Origin of the sequence: Hymenobacter sp. 5317J-9 (assembly GCF_022921075.1) — a bacterium.
Lineage (GTDB): Bacteria > Bacteroidota > Bacteroidia > Cytophagales > Hymenobacteraceae > Hymenobacter.
On record NZ_CP095050.1, the window covers coordinates 679,321 to 693,774 of the forward strand.

Genomic DNA, 14,454 nt, shown 5'->3' on the forward strand with positions numbered 1-14,454 from the left:
TATCTTTGCGGTTGAAACGCGATACCAACAATCAACTCATATCATGGTGGAAACCACGACGAAAACGTACGTTCCGTACAAAGTAAAGGACATGAGCCTGGCCGAGTGGGGCCGCAAGGAAATCCGTCTGGCCGAAGCCGAAATGCCCGGCCTGATGTCGTTGCGCGAGGAGTTTGGCGCGTCGCAGCCCTTCAAGGGCGCCCGCATTGCCGGCTGCTTGCACATGACCATTCAAACCGCCGTGCTCATCGAGACCCTCAAAGCGCTGGGCGCCGAGGTGACCTGGTCGTCGTGCAACATCTTTTCCACGCAGGACCACGCCGCCGCCGCCATTGCCGCCGCCGGCATCCCGGTGTATGCCTGGAAAGGCATGAACGAGGAAGAATTCAACTGGTGCATCGAGCAGACGCTGTTCTTCGGCGAGGAGCGCCAGCCCCTGAACATGATTCTCGACGACGGCGGCGACCTCACCAACATGGTGCTGGACCAGTACCCCGAGCTGGCCGCCGGCATCAAAGGCGTGAGCGAGGAAACCACTACCGGCGTGCTGCGCCTGTACGAGCGCGTGAAAAACGGCTCGCTGCCTTTCCCCGCCATCAACGTGAACGACTCGGTAACGAAGTCGAAGTTTGACAACAAGTACGGCTGCAAAGAGTCGGCCGTGGACGCCATCCGCCGGGCTACCGACGTGATGATGGCCGGCAAAATTGCCGTAGTAGCCGGCTACGGCGACGTGGGAAAAGGCACCGCCGCTTCGCTGCGCGGCGCCGGCGCCCGCGTCATCGTGACCGAGATTGACCCCATCTGTGCCCTGCAGGCCGCCATGGACGGCTACGCTGTGAAGAAGCTCACCAACGCCGTGAAAGAAGCCGACATCGTGGTGACGGCCACCGGCAACTGCGACATCCTGCGCGAGGAGCATTTCCGCATGCTGAAGGACAAAGCCATTGTCTGCAACATCGGTCACTTCGATGATGAAATCGACATGGCGTGGCTGAACAAGAACTACGGCCACACCAAAGACACCGTGAAGCCGCAGGTTGATATCTACACCATCGAAGGCAAAGAGGTGATTATCCTCGCCGAAGGTCGCCTCGTGAACCTGGGCTGCGCCACCGGCCACCCCTCGTTCGTGATGTCGAACTCGTTCACCAACCAGACCCTGGCCCAGTTGGAGCTGTGGGAGCGCGGCAACGAGTACGAAAACCAGGTGTACACCCTGCCCAAGCACCTCGACGAGAAGGTGGCCCGCCTGCACCTCGCCAAAATTGGCGTGGAGCTCGACGAGCTGACGCCCAAGCAGGCCGACTACATCAAGGTGCCGGTAGAAGGTCCCTTCAAGTCGGACCTGTACCGCTACTAAGCGTAGGAATTCCGATTGCAAAAAAAAACGCCTGGCTGTGTGCCAGGCGTTTTTTTTGTGCCCACTGGGCTGGTGCACTACGGAGGGGTAGGCGAAGGCATGACGCCCCTGAACTCCTCTATCTGGCCATACACCTGCATGCCCAACAAGCGCCATTCGTGCTGCATCGTCACCTCGTATTGCATCCGGGAGCCCTGCTCGTGCAGCATGCCGCCAATCGGCTTCCAGCGATGCCCTAATACAATGCCAGATACCGTGGTGTACAGGCTCAGCGGCTCGAGGTGGCCGTTGTTGCTTCGGTAGGAACTCAGCAGGGTGAGGGTATTGCTGCCCCCCAAGGCGATTTCCTGCTGGCTGCTGGCGTTGCCGATGGGTGCCTGGGGTGGCTGCGCCAGTAGGTTTCTGGGTGCTTCGGAAGAGGCATCTGCACTCCGACCGCCGATGACAAACAACGCCAGCACAAAGCCCAGCAGCGCCCCGTTGCCCATGTGCTGCTTCACGAGCCGCGCGGCTCGATACAAGATGTAGAAAATGAAGCCCAGAAGCACCACATTCAGGGCAGACCACAGCAGGTTCAGCATAAGCCAACGGCGGGAAATGAAGCAATGGGTAACAAACGCTTACGCCGGCAAAGTAAGGCTGGAATCATGCGGGTAGCCCAATGCGGTACGCACGGCCGGCGCCACTTCCTGCCCAAACAGCTCCACCGAGCGCAGCACGCTGGCGTGCGGAATGCCTTCGAGCACCAGTTGGGCCAGGAAACGGGTGTTGTTGAAGAGCCCGTGCAGGTTCAGTAGTTTGGCAGTGATTTCCTGAGGCGTGCCTACGAACAGCGGCCCCTCCGGCCCGCGCAGGAAATCGAAGTGCCGCCGGTCCATGGGCGACCAGCCCCGCTCGCGGCCGATGCGGTTCATGAGCGTGGCATAGGGCGGAAAGAATTCATCGGCAGCTTGCTGAGACGTTTCGGCCAGGTGGAAGTGGCAGTTGAGGCAGAGCGGCAACTGGGCTGCGTCGTGCCCGGCCTGCTCAGCCGATTCGCGGTAAAGCTCCGCAAAGGGCACGAAGCGGGCGGGCGCCCCGCCCAGGATGGCAATGGTGAGCGGCAACCCCAGCTTGCCGGCCCGCACCGCCGATGCCGGCGTGCCGCCAATGCCAATCCAAACGGGGATTTTGGGCTGGGCCGGGCGCGGGTACACGCCCTGCGCGGCGATGCCCGGGCGGTGCTTGCCCTGCCAGGTCACCACTTCGCTTTCGTTGATTTTGAGCAGTAAATTCAGCTTTTCCACAAATAGCTCGTCGTAGTCGTTGAGGTCGTAGCCGAACAGCGGATATGATTCAATGAACGAGCCGCGGCCGGCGATAATCTCGACCCGGCCGCCGGAAATCAGGTCCACGGTGGCGAAGTTCTGGAAGGTGCGGACCGGGTCGGCGGAGCTGAGCACCGTGACGGCGCTGCTGAGGCGAATGTTTTTCGTGACGGCCGCGGCAGCTGCCAGCACCACTTCGGGCGAGGAAATGATGAAATCGGAACGGTGGTGCTCACCGAGGGCCAGCACGTCGAGGCCGACTTCATCGGCGCGCCGGGCCAGGGCCAGCAGCTCCTGCATGCGTTGGGTGGCGGCGGGGTCCTGGCCGGCCACGTGGGCCGGCGCGACTTCGCCGAATGAGCTAATGCCTAATTCCATGGGGGCGGGTATCAAATAAAAAGACAGCAAACGAGACGCGCGAACTGTGCGAATTGTTTTGGGTGAGGCGGCGCCGTGGGCTGAGCGAAGTAGCTTTGTTTATGCGTAATCTTTACTTTCTGGGGCTGTTGCTGGCGGCCGAACCAGCACTGGCGCAGGCGCCAGCCTCCGCAACCGAAAGCCTGGCACCGCTCACCGTCGATAAAATCATGCGGGAGCCGGCGCAGTGGGTAGGTACCTCGCCGTCGAACATATACTGGGCCGAGGACGGCCGCCGCATTTACTTCAACTGGAACCCCACCAAAGCCCGGCGCGACTCGCTCTATGAAGTGGCTTCCACGGGTCCGGCGGCGCCGCGCAAAGTGAGCCAGCGCGAGCAGCGGGAACTGCCCGCCAGCACCGGCACCTACGACGAGGCCTATACGCGCAAGGTGTACGAGCGCGACGGCGACATCTATTTGCTCGACCTCAAAACCCAGAAAAGCCGGCGGGTGACCAACACCGCCGAGCGCGAAAGCAACCCTGATTTTGCGCTGCAAGACAAGCTCGTGAGCTACGTGCGCGCCCAGAACCTCTACACCTGGGACCCCGCCACGGGCGAAACCGTCCAGCGCACCGACTTCCGCAAAGGCAGCAAGCCCGCCAGCACCACGCCCACCGACAAGGCCGAGCGTTACCTGCGCGCCCAGCAGCTGGCGTTGTTTGAGGTGGTGCGGCTGCGCGACCAGGACCGGCAGGCCCAGGAGCGCCAGCAAAAGGCCCTGGCCCGGCTGCAGCCCAAGGCCATTTATCTGGGCCTGCAAACCGTGGCCAACCTGCAGCTCAGCCCCGACGGCCGCTACGTGACCTACGCGCTGCGGCAGGAGCCCGCGGCCGCCAAAGTAGCGCTGGTGCCCAGCTTCGTGACGGCTTCAGGCTTCACCGAAGACATTTCGACCCGCACCAAGGTAGGCGCGGCCCAGACGGCAGTCGAGCTGGGCATTTATGACATTGCCCGCGACACCACGTTTGTGCTGGGCTACAAGGAATTGAAGGGCCTGGACGAGCAGCCGGCTTACCGCAAGGAATACGCGCTGCCGGCCAAGGCGCCCATGCCCGCCGACTCAGCCAAGTCCGCCGGCAAGGCGAAAAAGCCCGAGCTGCGCCGCGTGCAGCCGTTTGGCCCGTACTGGTCGGCCGATGGGCAGCGCGCGTTTCTGGTGATGCGCACCGCCGACAACAAAGACCGGTGGATAGTGGGCCTGGACCCCGCCACCCAAAAAATCAAGCTGCTCGACCGTCAGCACGACGACGCCTGGATTAGCGGCCCCGGCATTGGCAACGGGCCGGGCAACGTGGGCTGGCTGCCCGACAACCGCCGTGTGTGGTTTCAGAGCGAGGGAACCGGCTACAGCCACCTCTACACCGTGGACGTGACCACCGGCCAGAAAAAAGCACTCACCAGCGGCAAGTTCGAAATCCAAAGCGCTCAGTTGAGCCGCGACCGCAAAACCTGGTACCTCACCGCCAACGCCACCCACCCCGGCGAGCAGCACTTCTACCACCTGCCCCTGAACGGCGGCGCGCTCCAGCAAATCACGACCCGGCCCGGCGCGCACGAGGTAGTGGTGTCACCCGACGGCCGCACCCTGGCCGTGCGCTACAGCTACACCAACAAGCCCTGGGAGCTATTCGTGATGGCCAACAAGCCCAAGGCGCCGATGCGGCAGCTTACCCACAGCACCACGCCGGAGTTTGAAAGCTACCCCTGGCGCGACCCCGAAATCATCACCATCAAGGCCCGCGACGGGGCCGATGTGTACGCCCGCCTCTACCGCCCGGCCAACCCCGCGGCCCAGGGCCCGGCCGTGATATTTGTGCACGGCGCCGGCTATTTGCAGAACGCCCACAAGTGGTGGAGCCAATACTCGCGCGAGTACATGTTCAACAACCTGCTGGTGGAGAAGGGCTACACGGTGCTCGACATCGACTACCGCGGCTCGGCCGGTTACGGGCGCGACGTACGCACGGGCATCTACCGCTACATGGGCGGCAAAGACCTTTCGGACCACGTGGACGGCGCCAAGCTGCTCGCGGAGAAATACGGCGTCAGCCCGCAGCGCATCGGCATCTACGGCGGCTCGTACGGCGGATTTATTACGCTCATGGCCATGTTCACGCAGCCCGAGGTATTCCGGGCCGGGGCCGCGCTGCGCTCCGTCACCGACTGGGCGCACTACAACCACGGCTACACCGACAACATCCTCAACGAGCCCTACAACGACTCCCTGGCCTACGCCCGCTCGTCGCCCATCAACTACGCCAGCGGCCTGAAAGGCGCCCTGCTGATGTGCCACGGCATGGTGGACACCAACGTGCATTTCCAGGACATCGTGCGTCTGTCGCAGCGGCTCATTGAGCTGAAAAAGGAGAACTGGGAGCTGGCCGTGTACCCCGTCGAGGACCACGGCTTCGTGGAGCCCTCTTCCTGGACCGACGAGTACAAGCGCATTCTGAAGCTGTTTGAAGCCAACCTCAAGCCCGTCGGGGAGAGGGGCGGGGCGGGGCAGTAGCTACAGATTAAACAACCAGCCTTGAACGTCATGCTGAGCGCAGCCGAAGCATCTCTACCGCAATACTAAAATCCTAATCGATTGGATTAGTTGTGTAGAGAGATGCTTCGGCTGCGCTCAGCATGACGTTCAGATTTGGCTTTGCAGCATTGTTCATGCGCTACTGCAGAACCGGCGTCGCGCCCATATTGGCGTAGCAAAAGCTCCACACGTCGGCCCACTCATCAATCAGCAATGCCGTGCTTTTGCCAGCGCCGTGCCCGGCGTTCACATCTACTCGAATAAGGGTGGGGTAGGGGCCGGCGTTGACGGCCTGCAGGGCGGCGGCGTACTTGAAGGAGTGCGCGGGCACCACCCGGTCGTCGTGGTCGGCGGTGGTGATGAGCGTGGCGGGGTAGGCCGTGCCGGGGCGCAGGTTGTGCAAGGGCGAGAAGGGCAGCAGGTTATGGAACTGCGCCTCGTCGTCGGAAGTGCCGTATTCGGGTGCCCAGTTCCAGCCGATGGTGAATTTCTGATAGCGCAGCATGTCCATCACGCCCACGGCGGGCAGGGCTACCCGGCACAAGTCGGGGCGCTGGTTGGCCACCGCGCCCACCAGCAGGCCGCCGTTGGAGCCGCCCGCAATGGCCAGGTGCTGGGTATCGGTGTAGTGGTTGGTTTTGAGGTAGTCGGCGGCGGCAATGAAGTCGTCGAACACGTTTTGCTTGTGCGGCGTCATGCCGGCGCGGTGCCAGTCTTCGCCGTATTCGCCGCCGCCGCGCAGGTTGGCCACGGCCAGGATGCCGCCGTTTTCGAGCCACAGCATGCGCGCCACCGAGAAGCCCGGCGTCAGGCTCACGTTGAAGCCACCGTAGCCGTAGAGGTAAGTGGGGTTTTGGCCGTTCAGCGGTAATCCCTTTTTGTGCACGATGAACATGGGAATGCGCGTGCCGTCCTTGCTGGGGTAGAATACCTGCGTGGTTTCGTAGTCGGCGGGCTGCACGTCCACGGCCGGCGCCCGGAAAACGGTGCTGGTGTTCGCGGCGAGGTCGTAGCGGTAAATGGTGGTAGGGTAGGTGAACGAGGTGAAGGCGTAATACACCGCCGTGGCCTCGCGCCGCCCACCGAAGCCACTGGCCGTGCCAATGGCCGGCAGCGCCACATCATGCCGAAACGCTCCAAGCTCAGAGTACACCTTCACCTGCGAGCTGGCGTCGTGCAGGTAGCCGGCCAGCAGGCAGCCGCCGGCCTGGCTCACGCTTTCGAGCTTATTCGGGGCTTCGGGCAGCACCTCGCGCCAGCTCGCTTCTTCGGGCTGGCTGGGGTCGATGACGACCACGCGGTAGTTGGGCGCCTGGTAGTTGGTGTACACCAGCACTTCGCCGCCCACGTTGCCGATGACGGTGTTGTTGAATTCGTAGGAATCAAACAGCGTAATCCAGGTGCCGGCCTGCGCGGGGTTGGTGAGGTCGCGCACCAGCAGGCGGTTGCCGTCGGATACGCCGTCGGTGAGGTAGAGGCACAGAAACCGCTCGTCCTCCGTAGCGCCGGCCATGCGAAAGCCGAGGGACATGTCCGGGTTTTCGTACACCAGCTCGTCTTCCGCCTGCGGCGTGTGCAGGCGGTGGAAATAGACTTTGTGAAACTCGTTCTTGCCCGACAGGTCGTTTTCGCCGGCCTTGGGCGCGTCGTAGCGGCTGTAATAGAAGCCCTCCGCCGTCCACGAGGTACCCGAGACTTTCACCCAATCCAGCGTGTCGGGCAGTAGCTCCTGGGTGCTGAGGTCCATGATGCGGACCTGGTTCCAGTCGGAGCCGCCGCTGCTGGTGGCGTAGGCCAGGTAGCGATGGTCGTTGCTGAACTCCATGCCGGCCAGGGCGGTGGTGCCGTCTTCCGAGAATTTGTTGGGGTCGAGCAGCACCCGCGGCTCTTCGTCGCCGCGCTGGCGGTACACCACGGCCTGGTTTTGCAGGCCGTCGTTTTTGGCGTACACCAGCTCGTCGCCCACCTGCTCGGGCACGCCGTAGCGCTCGTAATTCCAGAGGCGGGTGAGGCGCTCCCGGATGGCATCCCGAAACGGAATTTGCTCTAAATACCCAAACGTGACGTTGTTTTGGGCCGTCACCCAGGCCTTGGTTTCTCCGGCGTCGGGGTCTTCCAACCAGCGGTAGGGGTCGGGCACCGGGGTGCCAAAATAGGTGTCGGTAACGTCGGCTTTACGGCTGTTGGGGTAGTTCACGGCGGGTGGTGTCGGGCGGCAGCTCCAGGCCGGCTTTGCGGCTGGGCTCGGCATTTTCGGGGGTGGTGGTTTCGGTGAGGGGCTGGCGGCGCGGCAGGGTGTTGCGCGCGGGCGGCGTGGTGGCCCGGCAAGCCGGCAAAGCTGCCAGTAGCACGAGCAGGCGAAAGGCAGCTTTCATGTGGGGGAGGAAAGGGAAAAGCGAAGAAGAAAGAACGGCATGCCAAGCGCAGCCGGGGCATGACGTTCCGATTACTTATCAGCCTTCCGAAAGTTAATCCATCTGCACGTCATCGGCGACGGCCCCAGTACGCTCCGGGCTGCTTTCCGGCTCGATTGCGGCCGGCGCCTGTGTCGTGGCAGCGGAAGCCGGGGCCACGGCGGCCGCCACCAGCTCGGGCAGGTTGGCGCGCAGCCAGCGCAGCTCCTCGTCCACGCGCTGGCTCACCAGGCGCTCCACTTCCAGGCGCTGGGCGGGGCTCAGCTGGTCGAGGGCCGGCGTGGGAGCCGGGGCGGCGCTGGCTTCCGAAGCGGCCAGCACGAGGGCTTCGGCGCGCTTCACGCGGGCCACCGAGTCGGCCACGGCGGCGCTGGTTTCGGCGGCGGCCGTTTGGGCGGCGGCGGCGGCCTGCTTGGCCACCAGGGTTTCGCGGCGCTGCTGCCGGCGCCACTGCCCCAGCGTGATGCGCAGCATGACGTACAGCACCAAGCCCAGAATGGCCAGAATCAGCGCCAGCGGGGCGGCAAAGCGGTAGAGCAGGCTACCCGGCCCGGCCGTGGGCAGGGCGGCCGACGACGTGGCCGCGGCTTCGCGGTCGGCGGCCGCGGCTTGTTCGGCGGCTTCGGCCGGGCCCAGGGCGCCGGGGGTGGCGGTGGTGTCGGCCGTTTCGGGCGCCATGGCCGCCGGCACGTCGCCGAGCGGGGTGCCGCTGGTGGCGTAGTTGGTGAGGGCGGTTTCGAGGGCTTCGACGCGCGCCATGCGGGCGGGGTCTTTGCGCCGGGCTGGCGAGCCCTTCAGCTTGCTCACAATGGCTTTGGTGAGGGCGGCCAGCCGGGCGGGGTTGTCCTTCTTGCCCTGGTAGATGGCGCCTCGCCCTTCGATGGGCTGGTAGAGCAGTGAGTACACGCGCAGGCTGTCGGGCCGGATGCTGGCGGCCAGGGCCTGCAGGTTGCCGCCTTCGCAGCGCACGGTGCTTTTGAGGTTGGGCCGGCCGGCGTCGTCGTACACGAAGCGCACCGTGGCGCACCAGATTTGCACCTTGCTTTCGTCGAGCGAAGGCTGGCCGAGGGGCGTTTGGGCGCGGAGCGGGCCGGTGAGCAGCAACAGAGCCAGCAGAGCGGCCAGAACAGAGCGGGGAGTCATAAGCAGCGCGGTTTGGGCCGAAAGTACGGCGTGGGGAGCTATTTATTATGGGTATGGTACTACTAGAGCGCAACCGGCCCTCCGGCCTTTCTACCGTTGAGCTCACGCGCCAAAAAGCAATTATACCGGCTTCTACGACTGGCAATCCCGCAGGTGCCCGGATGATGAAGAACGACGAAGCATGCGCAGGTCAGCCCTTTAGCTTTGGGGGCTGCCTTACCTTTGTCGGGTACACGCTTCGCTTTCCTTTATCCGAAACTATGGAAACTACCTATGCCCGCCCGGGTGCCGAAGGGGCTTCTGCCTCACGTTGGCGCCTGCTGCTCATCCTGCTGGCCTTGTTACTGAGCGGCTCCGGCGCTCGGGCCCAGGTTACCAAAACCCTGCCCGGCAACTACGCCAGCTTCGCCGCCGCCATCACCGACATCAACACCAATTTCCCGACAGGGGCGTGACGGTGAACGTGGCGGCGGGCTACGCCGAAGCGCCCACCACGGTCCTGCCCCTGCTCACGGCCCAGGGCACGGCCGCGAACCCGATTATTTTCCAGAAGTCGGGCGCCGGGGCCAATCCCCAAATCACGGCCAGCTGGACCGCCAGTTCCACCAATCTGGACGCCATCGTGCGGCTGAGCGGGGCCGACTACGTGACCTTCGACGGCATCGACGTGGCCGACCTGACCACCCACGTCACCCAGGCCACGGCCATGGAGGCGGGCTACGCGCTGTTTCGGGCCTCGGCCACCAACGGCTGCCAGCACAACACGGTGAAGAACTGCACCATCACCATGAACCGCTCGAACCTGACCACCACGGTGGGCACGGGCGTGCCCTTCGGTATTCTTGGGGTCAACAGCACCGCCGCGGTGGGTACGGCCCTCGTCATCACGAGCACCAGCGGGACCAATTCCGACAACCATTTCTACGGCAACACCATTCTCAACACCCAGATGGGCGTCTTCCTGTCGGGCTACGGCGACACCGCCGCGCCCTATGCCCTGCTCGACCAGAACAACGACGTGGGCGGCGCTACCGCGGCCACGGGCAACACCATTCAGAACTTCGGGGGCGTGGCCAACGCCGTGGCCTACGGCGTGCGCATGGTGTACCAGAACGGCGGCAACGTGAGCTACAACCTGCTCGACAACGCGGCCAATGGCGGCGTGGCCAGCCCCAACACGTTCTACGGCGTGCAGTTTGACGTGGGCACCAACGCCAGCGGCACGGCCAGCCACAACACCATCACCATTGCCCAGGCCGAGAACAACAACCAGGTGGAAGCCGTGCAGATGAACCTGGCGGGCACGGGCACCACCACCGTCAACGACAACACGGTGAATTACAGCCTGACCGCCACCAGCGGCACGGCCAACACCAGCACCCGGCTGCTGCTCCTGAACTCGGCCGCGGCGGGGGCGCTGAACATGAACGGCAACACGGTGAACATCACGCTCGCCATCGCGGCCACGGGCGGCGACATGAGCGGGGTCGCTTACGGGCTCGACAACGCCGGCGCGGTGACGGGCCCCGTGTCGATGAGCAACAACGTTGTCCATTTCGTCCTCAGCAACTCCGGCAGCAGCCGGCTGTCGAGCGGTTGCCAAGGCCTGACCAACGCGGCGTCCGTGACTGGCAATGTGGTGATGAACAACAACGCCGTTGCCTACAGCCTGGCCAACACGGGCAGCACGGGCGTCATTTCGTCGTCTTGCTACGGCGTGACCAACGGCGCAGCCGTGGGCGGCAACCTGACCATGAGCGGCAACACGGTCAACCACACTGTGCCAGCGGGTGCGGCCACGGGCGGTTTTCTCAACAGCTTTATGATTGGAGTGTTCGAGTACGGCAACGTGCAGGGCGACCTGACCCTCGACAGCAACAGCTGCACCTACTCCATCGCCAACGACGGGGCCGCCATCGGGAGCGCCGGCAACACGCTGCTGGGGGTGCACACCCAGTCGGTAGTCACGGTGGGCGGTGCCACCAGCCTCAGCGGCAACACCGTGGGCTACACGCTGGCCACTTCGGCGGGCGCCACCACGGCCTTCATGCGCGCGGTGAATAATTCGGCTGCCCTCACCGGCCCGGCCACCATCAGCAACAACGTCGTCACGTACACGGGCACCAGCACCGGCGGCACGTTCAGTTCCGGCTTCGTGGCGGTCAGCAACCTCGGCCCGACCTCGGCCGCCCTGACCCTCGACGGCAACACCCTGCTGAACAGCAGCACAAGCAGCACCGGCGATATCACCTTCGTCAACGCCACCGGAACGTCCACCGCCCTGGTTACCGTCAGCAACAACCGCTACCAGAACAGCAGCACCGCCTCGGTGGGCCCGGTGGTATTCATCAGCAACAGCAACGCCACCAACCTGGCCACGGGCAGCAACCTGCTGGTGCAGGGCAACACCTTCACCGGCCTCACCCGCACCGGCGGCGGCGGCACCACCGGCTACCTCAACATCGGGTTTGCCACCGCGGCCGGCACGCACACCATTCGCAACAACACCATCAGCGGCCTCACCCTGCTGGGGTCCTTTGTGGGAATCGAGGCGCTGGCCACGGCCACCGGCTCCGGCACCAGCATCATCACCTACGACGTGCGCGACAACGTCGTTGGTACGCTGGCCAGCGGCGGGGGCATTTCCTCGACGGGGGCCAGCCCCGTGGTGGGCCTGTGGGCGGGCGGCACCGCCGTGAGCGGCACGCTGGCCAACAACTCGGTGCAGAACCTGAGCAGCGCCGGGCAGGCGGTGGGCCTCACGCTGAGCGGCAGCACCGGCGTACCCATCAGCACCACCAACAGCTTCTTCGCCGGCACCATTTCCGGCAACACCATCACCACCCTCAGTACGACGAGCTCGGCGGCAGTGTACGGCATGTACCTGCCGGCCTCCAATGCCCCCGGCGGCAGCATCAGCACCACCGCCAACACGGTGGCCAACCTGAGCACCAGCAGCACGGGCCAGGTCTACGGCATCTACGTAGCGAGCGGGCCCAGCCACACGCTCGCCAACAACGTCGTCGTCAACCTGACGTCCCCGGCCGGCACCGGCACCCCGGCCGTGGCGGGGCTCTCCCTGGGCGGGGGCACCGTCCTCAACGCCTATTACAACACCGTGTACCTCAGCGGCACAGGCCCCAACAGCAGCGCGGCCTGCTATCGGGCCAACACCACCGCCACCACGCTGCGCAACAACATTTTCTACAATGCGCGCACGGGCAGCGGCAGCAATTACGCCCTGACCACCACCTCCGCCACCGGCTTTGTGGGCTCTACCACCAACCCGAGCACCAACACCGCCGACTACAACCTGCTCATCACCGCCGACGCCACCAAAGTGGGCCTGTACGGAGCAACTCCCTATTCCTTTGCCGGCTGGAAAACCGCCACCGGCGGCGACGGCAGCAGCCTGAGCGAGACCACCGCCACGGTGCCCGCCGCCAGCCTGTTCACGAGCCCCGCCACCGGCGACTTCTCGCTGAACGCCGCCAACCCCTCCGCCTGGTACGCCAACGGCACCGGCACGCAGCTGGCCGGCGTTGCTACCGACTATGCCGGCGCCGCCCGCTCCACCACCGTGGCCGCCGGCGCCCCCGACCTCGGCGCCCTGGAAGTGACGCCCGCCAGCACCCCGCCGGCCCTCACGGCAGCGCCCGCCGCTCCGGCCCCGGGCGCCACCCAAACCTTCAGCCTGGGCGGGCGCACGCTGGCCAGCCTCACCTACGGCAGCACCGGCACCGTGCCCACCAGCGTGGTGGCCCGCTACTATTCCGGCACCAACCCGCCCGCGCCCTTCCTGGCCGGTGCGCGCTACGCCAACGCGTACTTCGATTTCAGCGCCGTCGGCGGCAGCGGCTACACCTACCAGCCCACCCTCGCCTACGACCCCGCCCTGCTGGGAACCATCGCCAGCGAGGCCGCCCAGCGCATCAGCCAGCGCACGGCCGACAACAGCGGCTACGGCACCTTCTTCGCCACAGCCGTCAGCCCCGCCCCGGTCCGCACGCTGGCTGGCCCTTCCAGCCTGACACGTTTCGGCATCCTAGCCATCAGCGACCAGGCTGCCCCGCTGCCGGTGGAGCTGGTGCGCTTCGAGGCTACCCGCCAAGGTGCCGACGCCCTCCTGACCTGGGGAACGGCTGCTGAGCGCGACAACCAGGGCTTCGAAGTGCAGGTGAGCCCCGACGGCCAGCACTTCCGCGCCCTCGGCTTCGTGGCCGGCGCGGGCACCAGCGCCACCGCCCGCAGCTACCGCTTCCTCGACCGCGAAGCCGGCAAAACCGGCCCGCGCTACTACCGCCTGCGCCAGCTCGACCGCCAGGGCCCGGCCTCGTTCTCGCCCGTGCAAACCGTGCTGTTCGACGCCCCGACCCTACAGCTACTGGCGTGGCCCAATCCCTGCCAGCAAGCCCCGCGGCTGAGCCTGGTGCTGCCCCAGGCCACTGCGGCCACCCTTACGCTCACCGACGCCCTGGGTCGCCCGGTGTGGCGGCAGGAGCTGGGGGCACTGCCCGCCGGCCCCAGCCAGCCAGTGCTTGACGCTGCCGCCTTCGGCCGCCTGCCCGCCGGGGTGTACGCCCTGCGCCTGACAACCTCTGCCGGTATTCAAACGCTGCAATTGGTAAAGGAATAAGCAACACTGCCTAAGCAAAAAAAGAATAGTCATGCTGGGCTTGTCGAAGCATCCCTACCGCGAAGAGTAATCCTTGCGTGATGTAGAGATGATTCGACAAGCCCAGCATGACGTTTTTATATGAATTAGCATAAGGCGCGAATGATTGAGGAAGGCGCCCTAGGAGCCCATCCCTAACTTGCCCGCCCATGCCCCTGACCGACTACCTCCGCCGCTTCCAAAAGCTTCGCGTGGCCACGAGCCGCCAGCACGGCGAAGCGCCCTATAAACCGGCCCTGCTGCTGGCCGTGCTCGAAGGCATCGCCGAGGGTACCATCCTCGACAACCGCATCGAAATCACGCCCGAGCTCATTGCCGCGTTCAAAGCCATTTGCGCCGACCTCAGCACGGGGTCGCTGTTTACGGCGGCCAACTTTGCCCTGCCCTTCTACCACCTGCGCTCCGACGGCTTCTGGCACCTGCACACCTGGCCCGGCCTCGACATCCTGCTCACCAAATCCAACTCCGTGCGCAGCTTCCGCCACCTGCGCGACGTGGTGGCCTACGCCGCCCTCGATTTTTGAGAAACACCGCATAAAAAGGCTGACAGAACAGAGACTTATCCATACCTTTCACACCTGTTCTCTCTTGCCAATTATAT

General features: G+C 64.8%; 10 protein-coding genes. 5 read left to right on the forward strand and 5 right to left on the reverse strand.

All coding sequences use genetic code 11. From position 1 onward, the window contains the following. The first annotated feature begins 43 nt into the window (after positions 1–43). Entirely contained in the window at positions 44–1,363 is a 1,320-nt protein-coding gene (ahcY, locus tag MUN81_RS02695) for an adenosylhomocysteinase (RefSeq protein ID WP_245114852.1), read from the forward strand. 77 nt (positions 1,364–1,440) lie between these two features. Here the strand turns inward: ahcY and MUN81_RS02700 are convergent, their stop codons facing one another. Beyond that, positions 1,441–1,944, reverse strand: a complete 504-nt coding sequence (locus MUN81_RS02700) for a hypothetical protein (RefSeq protein WP_245114853.1) — start codon at positions 1,942–1,944, stop codon at positions 1,441–1,443. Positions 1,945–1,983: 39 nt separating this feature from the next. Next, positions 1,984–3,048: an Atu2307/SP_0267 family LLM class monooxygenase gene (locus MUN81_RS02705; protein WP_245114854.1), complete on the reverse strand. Its 1,065-nt coding sequence runs from the start codon at positions 3,046–3,048 to the stop codon at positions 1,984–1,986. Positions 3,049–3,149: 101 nt separating this feature from the next. Between MUN81_RS02705 and MUN81_RS02710 the strand changes: the two genes are divergently transcribed. Next, on the forward strand, positions 3,150–5,600 hold the full coding sequence (locus tag MUN81_RS02710; protein WP_245114855.1) for a prolyl oligopeptidase family serine peptidase: 2,451 nt from the start codon (positions 3,150–3,152) through the stop codon (positions 5,598–5,600). 160 nt (positions 5,601–5,760) lie between these two features. Here MUN81_RS02710 and MUN81_RS02715 read toward each other — a convergent pair whose 3' ends face one another. The 3 genes from MUN81_RS02715 to MUN81_RS02725 all read right to left on the reverse strand — a co-directional run bounded on the left by MUN81_RS02715 (position 5,761) and on the right by MUN81_RS02725 (position 9,178). Continuing rightward, positions 5,761–7,818, reverse strand: coding sequence for a prolyl oligopeptidase family serine peptidase (locus MUN81_RS02715; RefSeq protein WP_245114856.1), 2,058 nt, complete (start codon positions 7,816–7,818; stop codon positions 5,761–5,763). After that, on the reverse strand, positions 7,796–7,996 hold the full coding sequence (locus MUN81_RS02720) for a hypothetical protein (RefSeq protein WP_245114857.1): 201 nt from the start codon (positions 7,994–7,996) through the stop codon (positions 7,796–7,798). The genes MUN81_RS02715 and MUN81_RS02720 overlap by 23 nt, the downstream gene beginning before the upstream one ends. Positions 7,997–8,089: 93 nt before the next feature. Next, positions 8,090–9,178, reverse strand: coding sequence for a hypothetical protein (locus tag MUN81_RS02725; protein WP_245114858.1), 1,089 nt, complete (start codon positions 9,176–9,178; stop codon positions 8,090–8,092). Positions 9,179–9,438: 260 nt separating this feature from the next. On the opposite strand from MUN81_RS02725, the gene MUN81_RS02730 reads away from it, so the two are divergent. From MUN81_RS02730 to MUN81_RS02740, 3 genes are all read left to right on the forward strand, one after another. Further along, positions 9,439–9,633: a hypothetical protein gene (locus MUN81_RS02730; protein WP_245114859.1), complete on the forward strand. Its 195-nt coding sequence runs from the start codon at positions 9,439–9,441 to the stop codon at positions 9,631–9,633. Beyond that, positions 9,630–13,814, forward strand: a complete 4,185-nt coding sequence (locus MUN81_RS02735; RefSeq protein ID WP_245114860.1) for a T9SS type A sorting domain-containing protein — start codon at positions 9,630–9,632, stop codon at positions 13,812–13,814. The genes MUN81_RS02730 and MUN81_RS02735 overlap by 4 nt, the downstream gene beginning before the upstream one ends. A 188-nt stretch (positions 13,815–14,002) precedes the next feature. Beyond that, the gene (locus tag MUN81_RS02740) at positions 14,003–14,377 is read left to right on the forward strand and encodes a hypothetical protein (protein WP_245114861.1); all 375 of its coding nucleotides are present in this window, start codon (positions 14,003–14,005) and stop codon (positions 14,375–14,377) included. Positions 14,378–14,454: the final 77 nt, after the last annotated feature.

What these genes read in the sequence shown, in the direction of transcription:
- ahcY (WP_245114852.1), top strand. Translation starts at nt 44, where the DNA reads ATGGTGGAAACCACGACGAAAACGTACGTTCCGTACAAAGTAAAGGAC.
- MUN81_RS02700 (WP_245114853.1), bottom strand. Translation starts at nt 1,944, where the DNA reads ATGCTGAACCTGCTGTGGTCTGCCCTGAATGTGGTGCTTCTGGGCTTC.
- MUN81_RS02705 (WP_245114854.1), bottom strand. Translation starts at nt 3,048, where the DNA reads ATGGAATTAGGCATTAGCTCATTCGGCGAAGTCGCGCCGGCCCACGTG.
- MUN81_RS02710 (WP_245114855.1), top strand. Translation starts at nt 3,150, where the DNA reads ATGCGTAATCTTTACTTTCTGGGGCTGTTGCTGGCGGCCGAACCAGCA.
- MUN81_RS02720 (WP_245114857.1), bottom strand. Translation starts at nt 7,996, where the DNA reads ATGAAAGCTGCCTTTCGCCTGCTCGTGCTACTGGCAGCTTTGCCGGCT.
- MUN81_RS02725 (WP_245114858.1), bottom strand. Translation starts at nt 9,178, where the DNA reads ATGACTCCCCGCTCTGTTCTGGCCGCTCTGCTGGCTCTGTTGCTGCTC.
- MUN81_RS02730 (WP_245114859.1), top strand. Translation starts at nt 9,439, where the DNA reads ATGGAAACTACCTATGCCCGCCCGGGTGCCGAAGGGGCTTCTGCCTCA.
- MUN81_RS02740 (WP_245114861.1), top strand. Translation starts at nt 14,003, where the DNA reads ATGCCCCTGACCGACTACCTCCGCCGCTTCCAAAAGCTTCGCGTGGCC.